Source organism: Kitasatospora sp. NPDC002965 (assembly GCF_040611255.1).
Lineage (GTDB): Bacteria > Actinomycetota > Actinomycetes > Streptomycetales > Streptomycetaceae > Kitasatospora.
Genome location: NZ_JBEXNT010000068.1, coordinates 14,901 through 36,205, shown reverse-complemented (window position 1 = coordinate 36,205; position 21,305 = coordinate 14,901). Strand labels below are relative to the sequence as shown.

At 75.8% G+C, this 21,305-nt stretch carries 21 protein-coding genes; 12 read left to right on the top strand and 9 right to left on the bottom strand.

The window, feature by feature from the left end:
• Positions 1–91: 91 nt before the first annotated feature.
• Entirely contained in the window at positions 92–1,333 is a 1,242-nt protein-coding gene (locus ABZY91_RS24590; RefSeq protein ID WP_355405249.1) for a cytochrome P450, read from the bottom strand.
• A gap of 445 nt (positions 1,334–1,778) precedes the next feature.
• Here ABZY91_RS24590 and ABZY91_RS24585 point away from each other — a divergent pair, with 445 nt between their 5' ends.
• From ABZY91_RS24585 to ABZY91_RS24560, 6 genes are all read left to right on the top strand, one after another.
• Complete coding sequence (locus ABZY91_RS24585) at positions 1,779–2,864, top strand: S-(hydroxymethyl)mycothiol dehydrogenase (RefSeq protein ID WP_329881805.1); 1,086 nt, start codon at positions 1,779–1,781, stop codon at positions 2,862–2,864.
• On the top strand, positions 2,861–3,496 hold the full coding sequence (locus ABZY91_RS24580) for an MBL fold metallo-hydrolase (RefSeq protein WP_355405248.1): 636 nt from the start codon (positions 2,861–2,863) through the stop codon (positions 3,494–3,496). Before ABZY91_RS24585 ends, ABZY91_RS24580 begins: the two co-directional genes overlap by 4 nt.
• 222 nt (positions 3,497–3,718) lie before the next feature.
• A complete protein-coding gene (locus ABZY91_RS24575) occupies positions 3,719–4,120 on the top strand; it encodes a TIGR03618 family F420-dependent PPOX class oxidoreductase (RefSeq protein ID WP_329951114.1) in 402 nt (133 codons plus the stop codon).
• A gap of 225 nt (positions 4,121–4,345) precedes the next feature.
• Entirely contained in the window at positions 4,346–5,608 is a 1,263-nt protein-coding gene (locus ABZY91_RS24570; RefSeq protein ID WP_355405247.1) for a cytochrome P450, read from the top strand.
• Between the two features lie 82 nt (positions 5,609–5,690).
• Positions 5,691–5,855: a hypothetical protein gene (locus ABZY91_RS24565; protein WP_329951112.1), complete on the top strand. Its 165-nt coding sequence runs from the start codon at positions 5,691–5,693 to the stop codon at positions 5,853–5,855.
• Positions 5,848–6,036: a hypothetical protein gene (locus tag ABZY91_RS24560; RefSeq protein ID WP_355405246.1), complete on the top strand. Its 189-nt coding sequence runs from the start codon at positions 5,848–5,850 to the stop codon at positions 6,034–6,036. The genes ABZY91_RS24565 and ABZY91_RS24560 overlap by 8 nt, the downstream gene beginning before the upstream one ends.
• On the opposite strand, the gene ABZY91_RS24555 is transcribed toward ABZY91_RS24560, so the two are convergent.
• Positions 6,009–7,193, bottom strand: a complete 1,185-nt coding sequence (locus ABZY91_RS24555) for an alpha/beta hydrolase (protein WP_355405245.1) — start codon at positions 7,191–7,193, stop codon at positions 6,009–6,011. The two genes, ABZY91_RS24560 and ABZY91_RS24555, sit on opposite strands and share 28 nt — an antisense overlap.
• A gap of 160 nt (positions 7,194–7,353) precedes the next feature.
• Positions 7,354–8,646, bottom strand: coding sequence for a DUF5685 family protein (locus ABZY91_RS24550; RefSeq protein ID WP_355405244.1), 1,293 nt, complete (start codon positions 8,644–8,646; stop codon positions 7,354–7,356).
• Between the two features lie 231 nt (positions 8,647–8,877).
• Here ABZY91_RS24550 and ABZY91_RS24545 point away from each other — a divergent pair, with 231 nt between their 5' ends.
• From ABZY91_RS24545 to ABZY91_RS24535, 3 genes are read left to right on the top strand one after another with little or no spacing between them, the layout of a single operon-like run.
• Positions 8,878–9,441 carry an XRE family transcriptional regulator gene (locus tag ABZY91_RS24545; protein ID WP_329881813.1) on the top strand — a complete coding sequence of 188 codons (564 nt, stop codon included), beginning with the start codon at positions 8,878–8,880 and terminating at the stop codon, positions 9,439–9,441.
• Complete coding sequence (locus tag ABZY91_RS24540) at positions 9,438–11,042, top strand: MFS transporter (RefSeq protein WP_355405243.1); 1,605 nt, start codon at positions 9,438–9,440, stop codon at positions 11,040–11,042. Before ABZY91_RS24545 ends, ABZY91_RS24540 begins: the two co-directional genes overlap by 4 nt.
• Before the next feature lie 59 nt (positions 11,043–11,101).
• On the top strand, positions 11,102–11,797 hold the full coding sequence (locus tag ABZY91_RS24535) for an alpha/beta fold hydrolase (protein ID WP_355405242.1): 696 nt from the start codon (positions 11,102–11,104) through the stop codon (positions 11,795–11,797).
• Between the two features lie 77 nt (positions 11,798–11,874).
• Here the strand turns inward: ABZY91_RS24535 and ABZY91_RS24530 are convergent, their stop codons facing one another.
• A complete protein-coding gene (locus ABZY91_RS24530) occupies positions 11,875–13,329 on the bottom strand; it encodes a DUF2252 domain-containing protein (RefSeq protein ID WP_355405241.1) in 1,455 nt (484 codons plus the stop codon).
• Positions 13,330–13,625: 296 nt separating this feature from the next.
• Between ABZY91_RS24530 and ABZY91_RS24525 the strand changes: the two genes are divergently transcribed.
• The gene (locus ABZY91_RS24525) at positions 13,626–14,033 is read left to right on the top strand and encodes a DUF2809 domain-containing protein (protein WP_355405240.1); all 408 of its coding nucleotides are present in this window, start codon (positions 13,626–13,628) and stop codon (positions 14,031–14,033) included.
• 154 nt (positions 14,034–14,187) lie between these two features.
• Here ABZY91_RS24525 and ABZY91_RS24520 read toward each other — a convergent pair whose 3' ends face one another.
• Positions 14,188–14,970, bottom strand: coding sequence for an SGNH/GDSL hydrolase family protein (locus tag ABZY91_RS24520; RefSeq protein WP_329951105.1), 783 nt, complete (start codon positions 14,968–14,970; stop codon positions 14,188–14,190).
• Between the two features lie 515 nt (positions 14,971–15,485).
• Between ABZY91_RS24520 and ddaH the strand changes: the two genes are divergently transcribed.
• Complete coding sequence (gene ddaH / locus ABZY91_RS24515; protein WP_329881819.1) at positions 15,486–16,313, top strand: dimethylargininase; 828 nt, start codon at positions 15,486–15,488, stop codon at positions 16,311–16,313.
• 190 nt (positions 16,314–16,503) lie between these two features.
• Complete coding sequence (locus tag ABZY91_RS24510; protein WP_329951104.1) at positions 16,504–16,914, top strand: PPOX class F420-dependent oxidoreductase; 411 nt, start codon at positions 16,504–16,506, stop codon at positions 16,912–16,914.
• A 10-nt stretch (positions 16,915–16,924) separates the two neighbouring features.
• Here the strand turns inward: ABZY91_RS24510 and ABZY91_RS24505 are convergent, their stop codons facing one another.
• From ABZY91_RS24505 to ABZY91_RS24490, 4 genes are all read right to left on the bottom strand, one after another.
• On the bottom strand, positions 16,925–17,632 hold the full coding sequence (locus ABZY91_RS24505) for an LUD domain-containing protein (protein ID WP_355405239.1): 708 nt from the start codon (positions 17,630–17,632) through the stop codon (positions 16,925–16,927).
• Positions 17,629–19,086, bottom strand: a complete 1,458-nt coding sequence (locus tag ABZY91_RS24500; RefSeq protein WP_355405238.1) for a lactate utilization protein B — start codon at positions 19,084–19,086, stop codon at positions 17,629–17,631. Before ABZY91_RS24500 ends, ABZY91_RS24505 begins: the two co-directional genes overlap by 4 nt.
• A 14-nt stretch (positions 19,087–19,100) precedes the next feature.
• Positions 19,101–19,847: a (Fe-S)-binding protein gene (locus tag ABZY91_RS24495; protein ID WP_355405237.1), complete on the bottom strand. Its 747-nt coding sequence runs from the start codon at positions 19,845–19,847 to the stop codon at positions 19,101–19,103.
• Positions 19,848–20,042: 195 nt separating this feature from the next.
• Positions 20,043–21,257, bottom strand: a complete 1,215-nt coding sequence (locus ABZY91_RS24490) for a globin domain-containing protein (protein ID WP_355405236.1) — start codon at positions 21,255–21,257, stop codon at positions 20,043–20,045.
• Positions 21,258–21,305 lie beyond the last annotated feature (48 nt).

Below are 21,305 nucleotides of genomic sequence, written 5' to 3'. Positions count from 1 at the left end.
GTAGTGGCGGGGCCGTGAGCCGGTCCCGGCCCCGAGCCCGTCCGAAGGCCCGGCTCGGTGCCCGGCTCGGTGGCCGGACGGCCGGCGGCCGTCACCAGGCGACCTGGAGGCTCTGCGGGCTGCGGGTCAGCAGACCGCGCCGCCAGCCGATGGCGTCCGCCGGTTCGGCGAGCCGCAGCGAGGGGAGCCGGCGGGCCAGCCGGTGCAGCGCGAGCTCCAGCTCCATCCGGGCCAGCCAGGCGCCCAGGCAGTGGTGCGGACCGGCGCCGAAGGTGAGCGTCGGCCCGGCGAGCGGGGAGAACAGCTCGGTGAGCAGGTCCCCGGTGAACACCGACGGGTCGGTGTTGGCGGCGTCGGTGCTGGCGGCGACCACGCTGCCGGCGGGGATCAGCACGCCGCCGATCTCCACGTCCTCGACGGCTCGCCGCAGCAGGCCGGGCAGGACGTCGGCGTCCCCGAGCGGGACGGCGCGCAGCAGCTGTTCGGTCGCGGCGGCGGCGCTCCGCTCGTCCGAGGCGAGCTGCCCCCAGGCGTCCCGGCCGTCGCCGAGCAGGTAGACGACGGCGTTGCCGAGCGAGGTCATGGTGGTCTCGTGCCCGGCCACCACGAGGCCGATCACCAGCGAGACCAGTTGCTGCTCGGTGATCCCCGGGGTCTCGGCGGCGGCCGCGAGCAGGCCGCTCACCAGGTCGTCGCCGGGGGCGGCGCGGCGTTCGGCGATGAGGTCGGCGCCGAAGGCGGCGAACTCGTCCATGGCGGTCCGGATCGCCTCCGCCGAGTAGGCGGAGGTGGAGAGGGCGTGGTCGCTCCAGTGCGCGAGGCGCTTGCCGTCGAGGCCGTCCAGGCCCATCAGGCGGCTGATGACGGCGACCGGCAGCGGGCGGGTGTAGCCGGCGACGACGTCGGCGGGGGAGCCCTGGTCGATCAGCTCGTTGAGCAGACTCTCGATCACCGAGGCCACCCACGGGCGCCAGCGGGCCGTTGCCCGGGGGGTGAAGGCGCGCTGGACGGTGCGGCGCAGCCGCTGGTGTTCGGCGCCGTCTATGTTGAGCATGCTGGACGGGTCGTCGAGCAGGTTCGGGGTGCGGGAGACCGGCGGGGCGCCGGGCGCGTAGAGCGTGGACCGGCCCAGGCGCTGGTCGGTGAGCACCTTGCGGACGTCGGCGTGTCGGCTGACCAGCCAGACCGGGGTGCCGGTGGGCAGCGCGGCCAGCCGGGGCGGGCCGGGTGCGAGCAGGCGCAGGCAGTGCAGGGGCGGCAGCACGGCGGACGCGGTTCCGGGGTTCGGGTCGGTGCCGGTTCCGGCACCGGTGGCACTGTTCTCGGCGGACATCCGTACTCCAGACTCCAGGGCGGTGGCCGCGGGGCGGCGGCCGTGCGGGGGGTGGATCCGGGCGGTGCGCGGGGACGGCAGGGCGGTTGGCGATGTGCCGGTCGGCCAGGTTCGGTTCGACCGTACGTGGGCGACGGGCCACAGTCAGCTACGATTCCAGCCAACGCCGGGGCGCCGAGAGCACGTTGACGGGCGCTCGGCAGCGGTCGCGCGCCCCTGCGGGCGGCCGGTTCCGCCCACCGCGCGGACCGTTCCGCCGTCCTCCCGGCCCCCGCGCCGAACCCGGCCCCGGGTGCCTCCGATCCCGTGGTGAGCCGGATCACCGGAGCCGTTCCACGGAAGGCCGCCGGGCCGGACGCTAGGCTTCGTGGGCGAGTCGTCGGACTCGCGTCGACGCAGGTCAAGCCGGTTGCAGAGTCGCGCCGGCCGACGGAGGTGGAATCGGATGGCCCAGCAGGTCAAGGCAGTCATCGCGCGTGCCAAGGGCGCGCCCGTAGAGGTGACGACGATCGTCGTCCCCGATCCCGGGCCGGGTGAGGCGGTGGTGCGGATCCAGGCCTGCGGTGTCTGCCACACGGACCTGCACTACCGCGAGGGCGGCATCAACGACGAGTTCCCGTTCCTGCTGGGCCACGAGGCCGCAGGCATCGTCGAGTCGGTCGGCGAGGGCGTCTCCGAGGTCGCTCCCGGTGACTTCGTGATCCTCAACTGGCGCGCCGTCTGCGGCCAGTGCCGCGCCTGTCGGCGCGGGCGGTCCCAGTACTGTTTCAACACCCACAACGCCAAGCAGCGGATGACCCTGCTGGACGGCACCGAGCTGTCCCCGGCCCTGGGCATCGGTGCGTTCGCGGAGAAGACGCTGGTCGCCGCCGGCCAGTGCACCAAGGTGGACCCGGCCGCCGAGCCGGCCGTCGCCGGCCTGCTCGGCTGCGGCGTGATGGCGGGCATCGGCGCCGCCATCAACACCGGCAACGTCGGCCGGGGCGACACGGTCGCCGTGATCGGCTGCGGCGGCGTGGGAAGCGCGGCCGTGCTCGGCTCGCGGCTCGCCGGCGCGGCGAAGATCATCGCGGTGGACATCGACGACCGCAAGCTCGCCACCGCCGAGAAGCTCGGCGCCACCCACACCGTCAACTCGAAGGACACCGACCCGGTCGAGGCGATCCGTGAGCTGACCGGAGGCCACGGCGCCGACGTGGTCGTCGAGGCCGTCGGCCGGCCGGAGACCTACCGGCAGGCCTTCTACGCCCGCGACCTGGCCGGCACGGTGGTCCTGGTCGGCGTGCCGACGCCCGAGATGCAGCTGGAGCTGCCGCTGCTGGACGTGTTCGGGCGCGGCGGCGCGCTGAAGTCCTCCTGGTACGGGGACTGCCTGCCCTCGCGGGACTTCCCGATGCTGATCGACCTCTACCTCCAGGGCCGCCTCGACCTGGGCGCGTTCGTCACCGAGACCATCGAACTCGACGCGGTGGAGCAGGCGTTCGAGCGCATGCACCACGGCGACGTGCTCCGTTCGGTGGTGGTCCTGTGAGCGGCGCGGCCCGGATCGACCGGCTGGTCACCGCCGGCACCTTCGAACTCGACGGCGGCAGCTGGGAGGTGGAGAACAACGTCTGGATCGTCGGCGACGACGCCGAGGCCGTGGTGATCGACGCGGCCCACGACGCCGAGGCGATCGAGGAGGCGCTCGGCGGGCGACGGCTGGTCGCCATCGTCTCCACCCACGCGCACAACGACCACATCGACGCCGCTCCCGCGCTCGCCGAGCGCACCGGCGCGCCGGTCCTGCTGCACCCGGACGACCTTCCGCTGTGGAAGCTGACCCACCCCGACCGCCTCCCGGACGGCGAGCTCGCCGACGGCGGGCGCATCGAGGTGGCCGGCACCACGCTGACCGTCCTCCACACGCCCGGCCACGCCCCGGGGGCGGTCTGCCTCTACGCCCCCGACCTGGGCACGGTGTTCACCGGCGACACCCTCTTCCACGGCGGGCCCGGTGCCACCGGCCGCTCGTTCTCGCACTTCCCGACCATCATCGACTCGATCCGGGACCGGCTGCTCACGCTGCCCGGGGAGACCGTCGTCCGGACCGGCCACGGCGACCCGACGACCATCGGCGCCGAGGCACCCGCCCTCGCGGAGTGGATCGCCCGCGGGCACTGACCCGGGGGAGCCGCCGCAGGGGTGACCGTGCGGCGGCGTGGACGCGGCCCGGTGCGCCCCGCACCGGGCCGCGCGCGTGCCCGGCCGCGGCGGTGCGGGCCGGACCCGCACGGGCCGGTCCCGCCGGGCGGCCGGGACCCGCGGCGCCGGAGGAAGCCGGTGCCCGGTGAGCGGAGCGTCCGGTGGGCGGGGCGCCCGGTCCGGCGACGTACGATCGCGGGCATGGCCCATGATCCACGCGAGCTCGACGAAGCCTTCCTCGCCTTCTGGCAGGAGCGGCACATCTCCACGCTGACCACCCGGCGGCCCGACGGGACGCCGCACGTGGTGCCGGTGGGGGTGACGTACGAGCCGGAGGCGGGGATCGCCCGGGTGATCAGCAGCCGGACCAGCCGGAAGGTGCAGAACGTGCTGGCGGCCGGGGCGGAGGGCATGCGGGTGGCGGTCTGCCAGGTGGACCGGGCCCGTTGGTCGACGCTGGAGGGCGTGGCCGTGGTCCGGGACGAGCCGGCGGAGGTCGCCGAGGCGGTGCGGCGCTACACCGAGCGCTACCGCGAACCGCGGGTGAACCCGGACCGGGTGGTCATCGAGATCGCCGTCGACCGGGTGCTCGGCCGGGCCTGAGACCGCCTCGACCGCCGGACGTGCCTCCGGGGTCCCCCGGCGAGCCCGTCCCCCGGCGCGTCCGCCGGCGTGTCCCCACCGCCTCCGGCGGTGGGGAGGCGTGCTTGTCGGGTCCACCGTCCGCTGGCAAGCTGGCGGGATCGCCCCGGAGTGCACCCGGGGCCCCGGGGCACGGTTCCGGCCGCACCCCCCCGCAGCGCCTGACGACGCCTCAGGAGGCCCTCCGTGGAACGCGACCGCTGCCCCGTCCGGCTCGACCCGGGCGGCCGTGACATCCACGGCGAGGCCCGCCGGGTCCACCAGGACGGTCCGGTGGCCCAGGTGGAACTCCCCGGCGGCGTGGTCGCCTGGTCGGTGGGCAGCCAGCGGCTCGTCAAGCAGCTGCTGGCCGACCCGAACGTGTCCAAGAACGCCCGGCAGCACTGGACCGCCTTCGCCGCCGGCGAGATACCCGCCGACTGGCCGCTGATGCTCTGGGTCGCGGTCGAGAGCATGTTCACCGCGTACGGCACGGACCACCGACGGCTGCGCCGCCTGGTGGCCGGCGCCTTCACCGTCCGGCGCACCGAGGCGCTGCGCCCGCGCGTCGAGGGGATCGTCACCGGGTTGCTCGACGGCCTGGCCGCCGTCGCCGAGCCTGGCCGGGTCGTCGACCTGCGCGAGGGCTACGCCTATCCGGTGCCGATCCAGGTGATCTGCGAGCTCTTCGGGGTGCCGGACCACCTGCACGAGGGTCTGCGGAGGTGCGTGGACGGCTTCTTCGACACCACCATCACCCCCGAGGACGCCCACGCCAACGGCGAGCGGGTGTACGTGCTCCTCTCCGAGCTGGTCGCGATCAAGCGCGAGACGCCCGGCGACGACCTGACCAGCGGGCTGATCGCCGCGCGCGACGCGGACGGCGACGGCGGCTCGCTCACCGAGAAGGAGCTGCTGGACACCCTGCTGCTGGTGCTCAGCGCCGGGCACGAGACCACGGTCAACCTGCTGGACAACGCCATCCACCTGCTGCTCACCCACCCCGAGCAGCTGGACCTGGTCCTGAGCGGGAAGGCGGGGTGGAGCGACGTGATCGAGGAGACCCTGCGGGTGCAGTCCCCCGTCGCCAACCTGCCGCTGCGCTACGCCGTGGAGGACATCCGGGCGGGCGGGGTGCTGATCGGCCGGGGCGAGCCGATCCTGGCCGCGTTCGCCGCCGCCGGGCGGGACCCCGAGGTGCACGGTGCCGACGCGGACGTCTTCGATCTGCGGCGCCCCACCAAGGACCACCTGGCGTTCGGCCACGGCGCGCACTTCTGCCTGGGCGCTCCGCTGGCCCGGATGGAGGCGCAGATCGCGCTGCCGGCCCTCTTCGAGCGGTTCCCGGACCTGGCGCTGGCGGCGGGGGCCGGCCTGGCGCCGGTGGAGTCCTTCATCTCCAACGGGCACCGGCACCTGCCGGTGGTCCTGGTCCCGTCCGCCCCGGGCGCGGGCCGGGCCGACGGCTGACACCCCGGGGCCCCGGGGGCGGGAGGCGGCGGGAGTGACGGGTGTTTATCGCGCGTTGATCGCCGTCGCCTAACGTCGGGGCATGAACGAGGGAACGACGGGGGACCAGGGCGTGCGGGCCCTGGCGGAGGGCCGGATGACGGCCGAGGACACCGACCGGTTCCGGGTGCTGCTGGCCCGGCTGGAGGATTCGCTGGCGGCCGACCGGCGGTCGGCGGGGGCGAGATCGGTGGCCCGGGATGTCTGAGGCCGGTGGCGGCCGTACCCGGGGAACCGAGGTGCTGCCGCTCTGGGTGCGCGGTCCGGAGCACGCCGGGGGCGAGTTGCGGGAGGCGGTGCCGGCCGGCGCCGCCGGGCCCGTCGCGGGCACGGCGCCGGCCGGACCGGCCGGTGAGGCGGGCTACTTCACGAAGCGGACGTCGGGGTAGGCGCGGGACGGCCGGTCGAGCAGCGGGCCCGGGCGGTCGCGCAGGTGCCGGTCGAGGAACGCGCCGAGGTAGGCGCGGGTGGCGGCCAGCGCGCGGGTGCCGCGGATCGTGCCGAAGCTCTCGTCGGCGAGCTCCGGCGGCAGCTGGTCGCGGACGCCGAACGCGTCGACCTGCCAGTGCACGTCCGAGAAGGAGAGGTGTCCTGCCTCGGGCAGGTCCAGCCAGCGGCGCCAGCCGCCGAGCCGGTTCCAGGTGTCCTCCCAGTTGGCCGTGGATTCGGCCGAGCCGCCGAGCCGGGCGCTCAGCAGCAGGACCGGCCGGGAGAGGCCCTCGGCGGGCGGGACGAAGACGGTGCCGTCCAGGTTGGCGGCGGCCCGGATCCGGCCGTCCTCGCGCATCGCCTCCAGGGAGCCGGCCCCGCCGAGCGAGTGGCCGGCGGCGCCGATCCGCGCCGGGTCGATCGAGAGGCCGCGCACCGGGCCCCTGCCCGGGGCGGTGAAGCGGTCGATCACGAACCGGAGGTCGCGGGCCCGGCTGCGGGAGACGTCCACCCCGAAGGCCCACGGGTCCTCCGGCTCCCCGCAGATCAGGCAGGGCTCGATCCGGCCGTCGGGGAACTGCACGGAGGTCTCGTAGGTGTGGTCGACGACGGCGACCGCGTAGCCGCGGGAGGCGAGGTCCTCGGACAGGGCGGTCAGCGAGGTGCGGCTGTTGCCGAAGCCGGGGGAGAGCACGACGAGGGGGAGGCGCCCGCGGGCGGGCGGCGCGTCGGCCAGGGCGTTGGTCCGCACGGTGCTCGCGTCGAAGAGGCCCCGGTACAGGGCGTCGGACAACTCCGGTGACACGTAGGCCGGGTGGCTGCCGCGGGTGGTGCCGGTCGGGTACCGGACGGTGACCATCAGTTCGCGGGACGGCGTGCCGGCCCGCCACGGATCGGGCCGGCTGTCGTCCACCAGGCGGACGTCGGTGACGCCGACCGGCTGATGTCCGGTCGGGGCCGGGACCCGGGGCGCGCCGCCGGCCGGGGGGCGGTGGCCGGCGGCGCCGGGGGTCGGGGCGGGGGGTGCCGCGGCGGCGGCCGGACCGGCGAGGGCCAGCAGCAGGGCGACGGGCAGGCCGAGCAGGGCGGCGGAACGCCACCGAGTGGTCTTGGACATGACGCCACGTTAGGTCGGGTTCTCCGGGCGGCACGTCGGCCCGCCGGTGGACGGCGGCTACGCCGGGAGGCGGACCCGGCGCGGCCGCCCGTACGCCGGAGGTCCGGGACCGGGTCCGCCCGTGGTGGGGGGTGGCGGGCCGGTGGCGGCCTGCCGGGGCTCAGCAGTCGCAGCCGCACCCGTCACAGCCGCACCCGCAGTCCGAGCAGCAGCTGCTGTTCTCCCCGCAGCACTGGCAGCAGTCGCAGCAGTCCGAGCAGTTGGAGCAGTCGCACTGGTGGCACCAGCCCTCGCGGCGTTCGCGGGAGAACGGGTCCTCGTGCTCGCAGCAGCACAGCCGGCACGTGCAGGCCATCAGGGCCCACATGGCGCAGCCGGCCAGCAGGTTGCGGCGGTCCGGCGGCGGGGCACCGGGCGGGGTGAAGCCGGGGCCCTGCGGGATCCAGGGCGGGACGGGCGCGCCCGGGCCCTGCGGCGGGGCCTGGTCCGGGTCGTGCCGGGGCGGTGCTTGGTACGGGTTGGAGCCGGCGGGCGCGGTGTCGGGTGCGCCGGCCGCCCCGGAGCCGGTCCTGGTGCGGCAGGCGGCGGTGTGCGCGGCGGGACCGAAGACCCGCTCGACGGCGCGTTCGGTCTCGTGGGCGAGCAGGACGTGCACCAGGGTGCGGTCGGTCAGCTCGACCTCGGCCAGTGCGAGGCGGATGCCGTGCACGGCGTCGCGGCAGAGGCGTTCGGCCTCGGCGCGGTCGGTCCCGGTCGCGGTGAGCGGGTTCCACGCGCCGCTCGCGGCGTCGGCGGCCTCGTCCTCGGCGGCGTCCAGCAGGTGCGCGAGGCGGCCGAACAGCCGCCCGGCCTCGGTCAGCGGTGCGGCGTTGCCCGGCCGGCCGGCCAGGACGGCGGTGTGCGCGAAGGCCGCGGCGGTGGCGCTCTCGGTGGGCTCGGTGACCAGCAGGACGGACCCGCCGACCTGCAGTCCGCGCTCCAGTTCGCCCTGGCGGGCCGCCGCGTCGAGCAGGACGGCGGTGTCGAAGCCGACCACCGACGCGCTGCCCGCGCTCCGCCGGTCCCACCGCCGGGTCACCGCGCGCGCCCCGGCGGCGACCGGGCGGCGGGCGAAGACGCCGTCCCGGTCCTCCACGTGGTCGCGGATCTTCACCGAGGCGAGGGTCAGCGAGACGGCGGCGGCGAGCCGGGCGCCCTCGCCCCGCGCGACGGAGGCGGTCCGCATGCCGCGCAGCGGGCAGGGCCCGGCGGTCCGCCGCCCGCCGGGGGCGTCGGCGGCGGCCTGGGCCTCGACCAGGACCGAGATGATCAGACCGTCGTAGTTGGTGGCGGTTCGGGCCAGCTGCCCGTGGTCGTCCCGCAGGGCGAGGCAGAGCCCGCAGAGGTGGGCCATCCACGTGGCCTGCAACCGTTCGGAGAGCCGGTGCCGACACGGTCTGATGATGCCGAACATGTGATCCCCCGTGATGCGCGTGGGCCGTCCGGCCCATGGTCGCGGACATCATATGATCGGCGGCCGGTGTCGCAGAAGCCCAGGTCGGCCACCGTGGAGCCCGGGTCGGCCACCGTGCCGTCCCCCGGCGCCGGCGCCGACCGGCGGGAGTGCACGGCTCCGCCACCCCGCCGTGGGACGGCCGGCGGGAAGCCCCGAAGGGGATCCCATATCCGGGATAGCATCGCGGATATGGGAATCGAGACGGCCGCCGACGAGCGGCTGGCAGGGCGGTTGGCCGAGTTGCGGGTCGAACGCGGTTGGACGCTGGAGGAGTTGGCACGGCAGGCGGACGTCAGCCGGTCGACACTGTCCCGGGTCGAGCGGGCGGAGGTGAGCCCGACGGCGGCGCTGCTCGGACGGCTCTGCGCCGTCTACGGGCGGACCATGTCGCGGCTGCTCGCCGAGGTGGAGTCGGCGCCCGCGCGGCTGGTGCGGGCCGACGAGCAGTGGGTCTGGCGGGACGAGGCGACCGGGTTCGTCCGGCGGTCGGTCTCACCGCCGCACGGGTCGCTGCGCGCCGAGATCGTGGAGGGGCGGCTGCCGGCCGGCGCCGACATCGCCTACGACCGGCCCTGCGCGCTCGGCGTGGAGCACCACCTCTGGCTGCTGGAGGGCCGGTTGGACCTGACCGTCGACGGGGAGGCACAGCCGCTGGCGGCCGGCGACTGCCTGCGGTTCGTCGCCGAGACCACCCGCTTCCGTTGCCCCGGCCCGGAGGACGCCCGGTACGCGCTGGTGGTGGTCGTGCCGTGACGGCCACCACCGACCGCGCGGCGTCCACCCCGCCGGTCAAGGAGCGCTTCGACGCCGCCGGGCGGCGCGTGCTGCTGGTCTGCGTCGCGGGCGGCTTCACCACCCTGCTCGACCAGTCGGTGCTCAACACCTCGATCCCCGCGCTGCGCGAGTCGCTGCACGCCCAGCCCGCCCACCTCCAATGGATCGTCGCGGGCTACTCGCTGGCCTTCGGACTGGCCCTGATACCCGGGGGGCGGCTCGGCGATGTCAAGGGCCGCAAGTGGTTCTTCGTCTCCGGGCTCGCCCTGTTCACCGTCGTCAGCCTGCTCTCGGCGTCCGCCACCGAACCGTGGGTGCTGGTGACCGCCCGGCTGCTCCAGGGTGCCGGCGCCGGACTCGTGAACTCGCAGATGATCGGCACCCTCCAGGACGTCTTCGGCGGCCAGCTGCGGGCCCGTGCACTCGGCCTCTACGCCGTCACCGGCGGGCTGGCCTTCGCGCTCGGCCCGCCCGTCGGCGGCGCGGTGCTGGCGGTCGTCGGACCGGAGTACGGCTGGCGGATCACCTTCCTGCTCAACGTCCCGTTCGGGCTGGCCACCGTGCTGCTGGCCGCCCGCTACCTGCCGCGCCCGCGCCCCAGCGCGCGGCACGCCGACCTCGACCTGGTCGGCCTGCTGCTGGTCGCCGCGCTGACTCTCGCGCTGATGCTGCCGTTCGTCCAGCCGCCCGGCTGGACCGGCTGGCTCGGCTTCGCCGCCGGGGCGGTGCTGCTGCTCGGCGCGCTGGCCTGGTGGCAGCGGCGCTACGCCCGGGCCGGCGGCCACCCACTGATCCACCCGGCGCTGATCCGCTCGGCGCCGTACGCGCTGGGCACGGCGGTGGCGATGGCCCAGTTCGGCTCCTCGCTGGCGGCCGGGCTGGTGCTGACGATGTTCCTGCAGGACGGCCTCGGCCTCTCGCCGATGGGGGCGGCCCTGGTCTCGCTGCCCTCGGCGGTGGCCATGGGATTCGCCTCGGCGGTCGCCTGGCGGGTGGTCCGGCGGTTCGGCCGGCGGACCGTCACCGCCGGCATGACCGGTTCGGCGCTGGTGATGCTGGCCGGCGGCCTGGTCGCGCACTGGGCTCCGGCCGGGCCGCTGCCGTGGCTCCTCGCGCTGCTGCAGCTGCTGGGCGGCGCGGCGGTCGGACTCATGACGGCGACCAACCAGGCGTACGTACTGCGCCACGCGCCGTCCGAGGCGGCCGGAGTGAGCGGGGCGATCCTGCAGATGGCGCAGCGGATCGCGGCGGCGGTCAGCATCTCCGCACTCTCCGGCGTCTACCTGCGGGCGACGGGCGACGGTGGCGGACACCGGGCCGCGTACGCGTGGGCGACCGCGGTCTGTGCGGCGGTGGCCGGCCTGGCGGTGGTGGCGTCGATGCTCGCCGGCCGGGCCGCGGGACGGGACGGCGGGACGCGGACCGGTGAGGCTCCGGAGCAGCCGGCGGAGGAGACGCGGGAGGGGGGACCCGGATCGGGGGCGGGGGCGGGGGCGTCGGCCTCGGCGCCCGGAGCGACGCAGGCGCCGGCCTCCGGCGCACCGTCCGGATCCGTTTCCGGTGCGGGACCGGGGAATTGAGCGGCGGGCGAACGGCCGCTCCGTCCCCGGGCCGGCCGGGGCGCCGTACGGTGAGCGGTATGACTGCTCATCGCACGGTCGACCTTCCCGAGCTGTCCCTCGCCTACCGGGAGAGCGGACCGGCCGACGGCCCGCCGCTGGTGCTGCTGCACGCGCTCGGCGAGCGGGCCACCGACTGGGACGACGTCCTGCCCGCCCTGGCCCCGCACCACCGCGTCTACGCGCTCGACCTGCGCGGCCACGGCGACAGCGGCCGGCCCGGCCGGTACGCCGTCGAGCTGATGCGCGACGACGTGCTCGGCTTCCTGGACGCCCTCGGGCTGGAGCGGGTCGACCTGCTCGGGCACTCGATGGGCGGTGTGGTCGCCTACCTGGTCGCCCAGGAGCGGCCCGAGCGGGTCGCCCGGCTGGTGCTGGAGGACGTCCCCGCCCCCCACCCGCGCCCGGCGAGCCCCGTGCCCGACCGGCCCGCCGGCCCGATCGACTTCGACTGGGCCGTGGTGAAGGCGGTCAAGGGACGGATGGACCGGCCGGACCCGCGCTGGCTGGAGCGGATGACGGCGATCACCGCGCCCACCCTGGTGGTGGCCGGCGGCCCGGCGAGCCACGTGCCGCAGGACCGGATCGCCGAGCTGACCGGGCTGCTCCCGGACGGGAGGGTGGTCACCGTCGAGGCCGGGCACCTGGTGCACCGGACCCGGCCCGCGGAGTTCGTGGCGGCGGTCGCGCCGTTCCTGGAGCCGGCGAGGTCCTGAGGCCCCGGCCGGCCGCTCCCGCGGGTCCGGCCCGGACCGGCGGGAACGGCCGGACCTGGGCCGGGCCCCGGGGGGAGTCAGACCCCGTGCTCGGCCGGGAGCCGGCCCGCACGGATCGCCGCGACCAGCTCGGCGTGGTCCGCCTCGGTGCGGTCCGCGTACGCCACCGCGAACCCGGCGACCGCTTCGTCCAGCGCCTCGTTCTTGCCGCAGTAGCCGCTGATCAGGCCGGGGTCCGCGGTGTGTGCATGGGCCCGGGCCAGCAGGGCGCCGGTGATCCGGGCGTAGTCGTCCAGCTGCGCGGGCAGCAGCGCGGCCGGGTCGACGCTGCCCTTGCGGTTGCGGAACTGCCGCACCTGGTAGGGGAGTTCGTCCACCGTGGTCCAGCCGAGCAGGGTGTCGCTGACCACCTGCATGCGCTTCTGGCCGAGCACCACCCGGCGGCCCTCGTGGACCTCCGGCGTCGTCACGGGGTAGCCCGCGCGGGCCAGGTGGGGCAACAGCACGGACGGCCGCGCCTCCTTCACCTGGAGCACGAGCGGCTGCTCGCGGTGGTCGGTGAGCAGCACCACGTACGAACGGGTGCCGACGCTGCCGGTGCCCACCACCCGGAACGCCACGTCCTGCACCCGGTAGCGGGAGAGCAGCGGGTGCAGTTCGGCCGGGACCGTCCGCACGTACGCGCCGAGCGCGGTGGCGACGGCGGAGGCCGTGTCGTCCGGCACCTCGCTGAGCACCGGGGGCGCCGCCGTGAAGCGGTGGCCGCCGTCCTCCGCCCGCACGGTCGACCTGGCGGCGAAGCGTGCGCTGGTGTTGCCGAGCGCCTTGGCGCCGACCCTCTCCAGGACCTCGGTCAGGTCGTGCGCCTGGGCGAAGGAGACCAACTGCTCGTCGGCGACGGCGTTCCAGGCGTCCAGCGCAGGCAGCTTGGCGAGCGTGCGCATGGTCCGGCGGTACGCGCCCGCCGCGTCGAACGCGGCCCGGCGGGCGGTGGTCTCGTCCGCGCCGACCGCCCGGCCGGCCAGCACCAGGCTGGTCGCGAGCCGCTTGAGGTCCCACTCCCACGGGCCCGGGACGGTCTCGTCGAAGTCGTTGATGTCCATCACCAGGTGGCCGCGGGCGTCGCCGTACAGGCCGAAGTTGGCGGCGTGCGCGTCGCCGCACAGCTGGGCGGTTATCCCGCTGGTGGGGGTGACCGCGAGGTCGGCGGCCATCAGACCGGCCGAGCCGCGGAGGAAGGCGAACGGGGTGGCGGCCATCCGGCCCAGCCTGATCGGCACCAGGTCGGTGAGGCGGCCGGCGTTGGACGCCTCGATCGCCGCCACGGCGGACGGGCGGTCGTCGGACGGGGCGAACTCGGCGTGCCGCTCGCGCGGGGTGCGGGTGCGCAGGTCCTTGCCGCGGTCGCGGGACCGGCCGTCCTGGCGCGGCGCGAAGCCCTCGACGGCGAACCGCCGCCCCCGGCCCTGCCCGGCCTCCGTCGTGTCCGCCGCCACCCCGGACCCGTTCACCGCATCGGTCAGCTGCGTCACTGTGCCCCGCCCTGTTCTGTCGTTCCCGCCCGCGACCCGCACGGACCCGGTCCCACACGGACCGGCCAGCAGGTTACCGGGCCGCAGGCGCGGCCCGCCGGGAGGGAGGGACGTCGGGCGGGGCGGCGGCGGTTCCGTACGGTCCGCGGGAGGCGGGGGCGGGGGGCGCGGAAGGGGCTGCGGGGAGGGCGTGGCGACACCCCCGGCTCGCGGTCGCCGCCGCGGTCGAGTCCCCGACGTCGGCGGAGCTGCGCCGGCCGTCGCTGCCGGGTCCGGCGGCTGGTTAGGGTACCGGAATGGATGATCTTCGAGGGCGCGGCGCCGTGCGTGCGGTGGCCGTGGTGGCGGCGGTGCTGACGGTGGCGGCCGGGCTCGGGGTGCGCGCCGCGGTCGGCGGGGAGGTCGCCAAGTACGCGGGGGACGCGCTGTACACGGTGCTGGTGTACGCGCTGGCCGTGACCGCGGCGCCGGGCCTGCGGCCGGTCGCGGCCGGGGCGTGGGCGGCCGGGCTGAGCTGGGCCGTCGAGCTGTTCCAGCTCACCGAGGTCCCGGAGGAGCTGGCCCACCGCAGTGCGCTCGCCCGGCTGGTGCTCGGCTCCACCTTCAACCCGCCCGACCTGCTCTGGTACCTGGTCGGTGCGGTCCTGGCCGCGCTCGTGCACGCGGGTGCGGGGCGGGCCGGCCCGGCCGGCCGCCGGGTCTGAGGCAGACGCGGGCCGGGTCGGGCCCGGTGGCACCCCTGTGGCCGGGTGCCACCGCCGGTCGGGGCGCGGCGGTGGCGCGGCGGTGGCACTCCGGACGGATCCGGGGGCCGGTGGTCCGGTGGTCCGGTGGTCCGGCCGAGTCTCCGACGGGGCGTCAGAGGGGCATGAGCTCCGGCCGCTTGGCCTCGACGTGGTCGCCCGAGGACTCGCCGCGCAGGCGGCGGCCGACCCAGGGGATCAGGTACTCGCGGGCCCACTGCAGGTTCTCGCGGCGCTGCTCGGCGGGGGACGCCACCGGCAGGACCGGCCAGGGCGCCTCCGGGTCCTGCGCGGTGCGCAGGCCCAGCGAGCGGGCGGCCAGCAGGGCGACCCGCTGGTGGCCCTCCGGGGAGAGGTGCAGGCGGTCCTCGCTCCAGGCCCGGCGGTCCTGGACGGCGCGGAGCGACCAGAGGTCGGCCACCTTGCAGCCGTGCCGGTCGGCGACGGCCCGCATGTGGCTGTTGTAGGTGGCGATCTTGCCGCGGAGGTGTTTCAGCAGCGGCACGCCGCGGGTGTCGAAGCCGGTGCAGATGAGTACCGTCCCTGCCGCCTCGACGAGTTGGACGACGGCGGCCTCGAACCGCTCGGCCACCTCGTCCGGGTCGCTGCCGGGTCGCAGGATGTCGTTGCCGCCGGCGCAGAAGGTGACCAGGTCGGGCCGGATGCGCCGGGCCTGCGGCACCTGCTCGGCCATGACCTGGTCGAGCAGCCGGCCGCGCACCGCGAGGTTGGCGTAGCGGAAGTCGCCCGGGGGCTGCCCGTCGGCGAGCAGCCCGGCGAGCCGGTCGGCCCAGCCGGCGAAGGCACCGCCGACGCCGGGGTCGTTCAGGCCCTCGGTGAAGCTGTCCCCGATGGCGACGTACGAACTGAGGTCAAGGGTCTCCTGGAGATTCGGCATGAAGGAGATAGTTCACTGTCTCAAGTAACCTACGCCACCGTAGGTGGCCGGTGGCGGTACGTGAGATCGGCCACGTACCGTTCGGGGAGCCCTCCGGCGGTGGGCGGGGGTGGTCCGGGAGGTCGGCGACGGGTCGGGCCGTACGACCGGGCGGGGTGTCAGGAGGTCTACGGCGGAGACCGTTTGCCGGTCTCGCGGGACCGCGGCCCTTCCGCTTCCGCGGCCCGGTGACCGGCGGGCCGCCCGCCCTTCGGACCGGTCGGAGCCGGGCGGGTGGGTGCGCTCCCCGTGCGCCGGGGGACGCGCCGGCGGATGCGCCGGGTGCGCGGGGGACTGCGTCGTCCGGCGTTCCCGCGCGGGTGTACGAACGGCGCCGTCCGGGCAGCGGCCCTCTGGACTACGCGGCACGGTCCCGGCGCCCGACCGGACACCTCGCCCGGCGGCCACCGCCCCGCAGCCGTCACCGAGCACCGAGCACCCCGAACCCCTCACCCCCGGACGGCGGAGGTCGCCGCATGCCGAACCGAATCCCGGAGCGCGCCGCGAAACCGCGGCGCTACCTGATGTGCCGGCCGACGTACTTCACGGTCGACTACACGATCAACCCCTGGATGGACCCGTCCCGGCCCACCGACACCGAGCTCGCCGTCCTCCAGTGGGAGCGGCTGCGCGCGCTGTACGGGCGGCTCGGCCACACCGTCGAGCTGATCGATCCGGTGCCCGGGCTGCCCGACATGGTCTACACGGCCAACGGGGCGACCGTGCTCGGCGGCCGGGCGCTGGTCGCGACCTTCCGCCACCCCGAGCGGGCCGGCGAGTCGGACGCCCACCAGGCCTGGTTCCGGGCCGCCGGCTACCGCGAGGTGCAGCGGGCCGGGCACGTCAACGAGGGTGAGGGCGACCACCTGGTGGCCGGTCGCCGGGTGCTGGCCGGCACGGGCTTCCGCACCGACCCGGCCGCGCACGCCGAGGCCCGCGCGCTCTTCGGCGTCCAGGTGCTCAGCCTGACCCTGGTCGACCCGCGCTTCTACCACCTGGACACCGCGCTGGCCGTCCTCGACGAGGACCAGGTCATGTACTACCCGGAGGCGTTCACCCCGGACAGCCAGGCACTGCTGCGCAGCCTCTACCCGGACGCGATCCTCGCCGACCGGGCCGACGCCGAGGTGTTCGGGCTGAACGCCGTCTCCGACGGGCGCCGGGTGCTCCTGCCGGAGGCCGCCAAGGCGCTGGCCGCGCGGCTGACCGAGCAGGGGTACGAGCCGGTACCGGTCGACGTCTCCGAGCTGCTCAAGGGCGGCGGCGGCCCCAAGTGCTGCACCCTGGAGCTGCGCCCCGCGTAGGGCGGGCCCGGCCGGGCAACGCGGATCCGCCCGCCCCGGCCGGGCGCCCGGCCGACCTGACCGCCCGGCCGACCTGACCGCCCGCCCCGGAGGCCCGCCCCGGAGGCCCGTTCCGGCCCGGCAGAACCGGCAGATCGGGCAGACCGGGAGAGCTTGACCTCAACCGCGCTTGAGCTTCTAGGGTCCAGGCATGATCTTCACCGCGAGGGAACTCGCCTACCTGGCCGCCCAACCGCTGGCGCGCCTGGCGACCATCGGCCCCGACGGCCGCCCGCAGGTCCGTCCGGTGGGCTTCCGGCTCAACGACGACGGCACCATCGACATCGGCGGACCCGACATGGCCCGCAGCCGGAAGTACCTGAACGCGCAGGCCCGCCCCGAGGTCGCCGTGCTGGTGGACGACATGGCCCCGGCCGACGACCCGGTCGCGGGCGGGTGGGGGCGCGGCGTCGAGATCAGGGGGGAGGCCGAGACGCTGGCGGTGGAGGTGCCGCCGGTGGCGCCCGGCTACTTCAGCCGGGACATCATCCGCGTCCGCCCGCGCCGGGTCGTCGCCTGGAACCTGGGGGAGCGGGGGACCTTCGCGCGCGACGTCGGGTGAGCCCGGCCCGTCACCGGGGCGTGGCCAGGACGACCTCCAGGGTGCGCGGACCGTGCACGCCCTCCACCCGGTTCAGCTCGATGTCGCTGGTGGCGGACGGGCCGGAGATCCAGGTCTGAGGTCGGGCCGGGTCGAGTCGGGGGAGGGCGAGCGGGACGGACGCGACCACCTGGCCGGGCGCCAGGACGACGCAGACGTGGTGGTCCGGGACGAGGCTGAGCAGCCGGCGGCCCTGCCCCGGGCCGCCGTCCAGGACGAGAGTGCCGGTCTCGGCGATCGCCAGGGCGCAGCCGGTCACCACGCTGTCGACGGTGTCCAGCCGTGCGGCGGTGAGGGCTCCGCCGGGGCCGCCGTCCGGCAGCGGGCGGGCCGGGGCGGCGGCGGTCCAGCCGGGCGGCAGGCCCGGCGGGACGGCCACGGTGCGGGAGCCCCGGGCGTCGAGGAGGGCGCCGATGACCTCGGGCAGGCGGTCGACGGTGCAGCGGTGGACCAGGGCCCGGTAGTCGGCCAGGTTGTGGTGGAGCAGGTCGATCAGCGCGTCCGGATCGTCCGTGCGGACGTGGCTGCGGAGGTAGTCCCGGGGGACGGGCTCCTCCGTCGTGGCGCGGGCGCCGGGGTGGCTGTCGGGCGGGCTGTCGGGAGGGCTGCCGGGGCGGACCGCGGCGCGGATCCGGGACAGGATCGCCTCGCGCGATCCGCCCGTCGGTCGGTCGCTCATGTGCGGTTCCTCCGCCACCAGTCGCGGAACGGTTCGGGCGGGACCGCCGGCAGCTCGCGGGTGTCGGTCCAGGCGCGGCCCGGGCCCGGGAGCCGGCGCGGGTGGAACCGGCGGGTCCGGGCGGCGGCCCGTTCGGCCGCCCGGAGCAGGGCCGGTCGGTCGAGGACGTAGGTGGCGGCGGCGACGGCGGCGCGTTCCAGCCGGTGCCCGGGTCGGTCGGTGACCCGCTCGCGCAGGTGGACCAGGACCTCGGGGATGTCGATGGCCACCGGGCAGACCTCGTAGCAGGCCCCGCAGAGCGACGACGCGTACGGCAGGGAGGCGTCCAGCTCGGTGGTGACGCCGCGGAGTTGCGGGGTGAGGATGGCGCCGATCGGGCCCGGGTAGACCGAACCGTAGGCGTGCCCGCCGGCCCGCTCGTACACCGGGCAGACGTTGAGGCAGGCCGAGCAGCGGATGCAGCGCAGCGCCTGGCGGCCGGTCGGGTCGGCGAGGGCGGCCGTCCGCCCGTTGTCGAGCAGGACGAGGTGGAACACGGACGGGCCGTCCGCGCCGGCCCCGGTGGCTCCGCCGGCCCCGGCGCCCGCGTCGCCGCCCCCTGCGGTGCCGGTCCAGAACGAGGTGTACGGGTTCATCCGCTCGGCGGTGGAGGAGCGGGGCAGCAGTTGGAGGAAGATCTCCAGGTCCCGCCAGGTCGGCACCACCTTCTCGATGCCGACCACCGAGATCAGGGTGCGCGGCAGGGTGAGGCACATCCGGCCGTTGCCCTCGGACTCCACGACCACCAGGGTGCCGGTCTCGGCGACCATGAAGTTGGCGCCCGAGACGGCGACTTCGGCGCGCAGGAACTTCTCCCGGAGGTGGAGGCGGGCCGCCTCGGCGAGGTCGGCGGGTGCGTCGGAGAGTCCCTCGGGGGCGGGGCGGCCCCAGTCGGCCATCCGTGCGGCGAAGATCTCGCGGATCTCGCCGCGGTTGCGGTGGATCGCCGGGACCAGGATGTGCGAGGGCCGGTCCTCGCCCAACTGCACGATGAGCTCGGCGAGATCGGTCTCGTACGCGGTGATCCCGGCGGCGGCGAGTGCCTCGTTGAGGCCGATCTCCTGGGTGGCCATCGACTTCACCTTGACCACCTCGCGCTCACCGGTGGCCCGGACCAGTCCGGTGACGATCCGGTTGGCCTCGTCGGCGTCGGCGGCCCAGTGCACGGTGCCGCCGGCGGCGGTCACGGCCTGCTCCAACTGGACCAGGTAGCGGTCGAGATGGCGCAGGGTGTGGTCCTTGACGGCCTTGGCGGCTGCGCGCAGCTCGGTCCAGTCGGAGAGTTCGGCGACCGCGCGGGCCCGCTTCTCCCGGATGGTGCGGGTGGCGTGCCGGAGGTTGGCGCGCAGCCGCTCGTCGGCCGTGGCAGCGGCGGCGGCCTCCGGGAAGGCGGGAGCGGCCGGTACGGCGGGCATCCCCAGGAAGGTGTTCACGCCGCCCGCCAGGGCTCGGCCTCGGTGCTGGCGAGGATCTCGGCGAGGTGGAGCGGGCGCAGCGGCGCGCCCTGGCGGCGGAGGGTCCCGTCGAGGTGCAGGAGACAGGAGTTGTCGCCGCCGCAGAGCACCTCGGCGCCGGTGGCCAGGGCGCTGCGGACCTTGTCGGCGGCCATCGCCGCCGAGACCGCAGGGTTCTTCACCGCGAACGTCCCGCCGAAGCCGCAGCACTCCTCGGCGCCCGGCAGTTCGACCAGTTCGAGCCCCCGGACGGCCCGGAGCAGCCGCCGCGGCCGCTCGCCGAGGCCGAGCAGTCTCAGTCCGTGGCAGGAGGGGTGGTAGGTCACGGTGTGCGGGAACCACGCGCCGACGTCCTCGACGCCGAGGACGTCGGTCAGGAACTCGGTCAGCTCGTACACCCGTGGTGTCAACTCCGCTACCTCCCGGACGAGTTCGCGGCCCGCCCGGGCGGCGATCCGCGGGTAGGCGTCGCGGACCGTCGCCACGCACGAGCCGGAGGGCGTCACCACGTGGTCGTAGCCCGCGAACGCCCGGGCGGTGCGCCGCACCAGCGGCTCGCAGGCCCGCCGGTAGCCGGTGTTGTACTGCGGCTGGCCGCAACAGCTCTGCCCGGGCGGGAAGTCGACGTCGACGCCGAGGCGCTCCAGCAGCCGTACGGTGGCGATCGCGGTGGACGGGTACAGCGCGTCGTTGACGCAGGTGGCGAACAGCGCGACGCGCAACGGTCCTCCCCGGGCCCTCGGTCGGCGTCCCGGTGACGGCGACGGTGGTCGGCGGCGGCCGGGGCCGCCCCGGCGCCGGACCGGCCGGCCCGTCGGTGATCGTACCGAGCGGGCCGGCCGGGCGGCAGGGCACCACGCCGCGGGCTGCGCCGCGGGGGCGCGGCGCAGGAGCGGGGCCGGGCGGGGCGGTCGTGCTCAGGCGTCCCGGCCGAGCCAGAGGTCCGGACCGAACACCTCGTAGTGGATGTCGGCGGCGGGGACGCCCGCCGCCAGCAGCTGCCCCCGCACCGAGCGGAGGAAGGGCAGCGGGCCGCACAGGTAGGCGGTGGCCCCGGTCGGGACCTCGACCGTCGTCAGGTCGACCAGGCCGGTGCGGTCGGCGGGCCAGTCGCCGAGCGGCCGCTCGTAGAAGACGTGCGCGGTGCCGGCCGGGAGCTTGGCGGTGAGCCGGGTGAGGTCGGCGCGGAAGGCGTGCGAGAGCTGGTCGCGGTCGCCGTGGACGGTGACCACCCGGCGGGTGGAGCCGGTGGCGGCCAGGTGGGCCAGCATGGCGGTGATCGGGGTGTTGCCGATGCCGGCCGACGCGAGCAGCACCGGCCCGTCGCCGTCGGCCAGCGTGACGTCGCCGAACGGCGGCGCGACGTCGAGGACGTCCCCGGCGCGCAGGTGGTCGTGCAGGTGGTTGGAGACCTCGCCGGCGGGTGCGTCCGGGCGGTCGGCGGTGGCACGCTTGACGGTGAACCGGAGCGCGCCGTCCGGGGCTCCGGAGAGGCTGTACTGGCGGATCTGTCGTGCGCCGTCGGGCAGTTCGGCACGCACCGAGACGTACTGGCCGGGCCGGGACGCCGGCAGCGGGCGGCCGTCGGCCGGTCGGACGAGGTAGCTGGTGACGTCGTCGGTCTCCTGCTGCCGGTCGATCACGGTGTACGGGCGCCAGAGGTCGGCCGGGTCGCCCTGCTGGACGGCGACGGCCTCGGCGCGCAGCCGGTCCTCGACGGCGATCAGCCCGTTGGCCATCAGCCAGTACACCTCGTCCCAGGCGGCGGCGACCTCGGGGGTGACGGCGTCGCCGAGCACCTCGACGATGGCGGCGAACAGGTGCTCGTGGACGATCCGGTACTGGTCGTTGCTGATGCCGACCGACACGTGCTTGTGCGCGATCCGGGCCAGCAGCGCGTCCGGGCGGCCGTCGGGGTCGGCGATCAGCGCGGAGGCGAAGACGGCTATCGAGCCGGCCAGCGCCTGCCGCTGGCTGCCGTTGGCCTGGTTGCCCCGGTTGAAGAGGTCGCGCAGCAGCTCCGGGTGGGCGGCGAACATCCGGTCGTAGAAGAGCGGGGTGATGGAGCCGATCGCACCGCCCACGACGGGCAGGGTGGCTTCGACGACCTCGGCGGACTTGGCGGACAGCATCGGGTTCGCTCCAAATTGGTATCTGAGAGTCGTATTATCGGCCGCGCG

Excerpts from the sequence above, each read along its gene's own strand:
- ddaH (WP_329881819.1), top strand. The coding sequence starts at position 15,486 with ATGCCGAACCGAATCCCGGAGCGCGCCGCGAAACCGCGGCGCTACCTG.
- ABZY91_RS24520 (WP_329951105.1), bottom strand. The coding sequence starts at position 14,970 with ATGCCGAATCTCCAGGAGACCCTTGACCTCAGTTCGTACGTCGCCATC.
- ABZY91_RS24555 (WP_355405245.1), bottom strand. The coding sequence starts at position 7,193 with ATGTCCAAGACCACTCGGTGGCGTTCCGCCGCCCTGCTCGGCCTGCCC.
- ABZY91_RS24545 (WP_329881813.1), top strand. The coding sequence starts at position 8,878 with ATGGGAATCGAGACGGCCGCCGACGAGCGGCTGGCAGGGCGGTTGGCC.
- ABZY91_RS24505 (WP_355405239.1), bottom strand. The coding sequence starts at position 17,632 with ATGAGCGACCGACCGACGGGCGGATCGCGCGAGGCGATCCTGTCCCGG.
- ABZY91_RS24525 (WP_355405240.1), top strand. The coding sequence starts at position 13,626 with ATGGATGATCTTCGAGGGCGCGGCGCCGTGCGTGCGGTGGCCGTGGTG.
- ABZY91_RS24490 (WP_355405236.1), bottom strand. The coding sequence starts at position 21,257 with ATGCTGTCCGCCAAGTCCGCCGAGGTCGTCGAAGCCACCCTGCCCGTC.
- ABZY91_RS24500 (WP_355405238.1), bottom strand. The coding sequence starts at position 19,086 with ATGCCCGCCGTACCGGCCGCTCCCGCCTTCCCGGAGGCCGCCGCCGCT.
- ABZY91_RS24585 (WP_329881805.1), top strand. The coding sequence starts at position 1,779 with ATGGCCCAGCAGGTCAAGGCAGTCATCGCGCGTGCCAAGGGCGCGCCC.
- ABZY91_RS24550 (WP_355405244.1), bottom strand. The coding sequence starts at position 8,646 with ATGTTCGGCATCATCAGACCGTGTCGGCACCGGCTCTCCGAACGGTTG.
- ABZY91_RS24565 (WP_329951112.1), top strand. The coding sequence starts at position 5,691 with ATGAACGAGGGAACGACGGGGGACCAGGGCGTGCGGGCCCTGGCGGAG.
- ABZY91_RS24575 (WP_329951114.1), top strand. The coding sequence starts at position 3,719 with ATGGCCCATGATCCACGCGAGCTCGACGAAGCCTTCCTCGCCTTCTGG.
- ABZY91_RS24510 (WP_329951104.1), top strand. The coding sequence starts at position 16,504 with ATGATCTTCACCGCGAGGGAACTCGCCTACCTGGCCGCCCAACCGCTG.
- ABZY91_RS24560 (WP_355405246.1), top strand. The coding sequence starts at position 5,848 with ATGTCTGAGGCCGGTGGCGGCCGTACCCGGGGAACCGAGGTGCTGCCG.
- ABZY91_RS24590 (WP_355405249.1), bottom strand. The coding sequence starts at position 1,333 with ATGTCCGCCGAGAACAGTGCCACCGGTGCCGGAACCGGCACCGACCCG.
- ABZY91_RS24535 (WP_355405242.1), top strand. The coding sequence starts at position 11,102 with ATGACTGCTCATCGCACGGTCGACCTTCCCGAGCTGTCCCTCGCCTAC.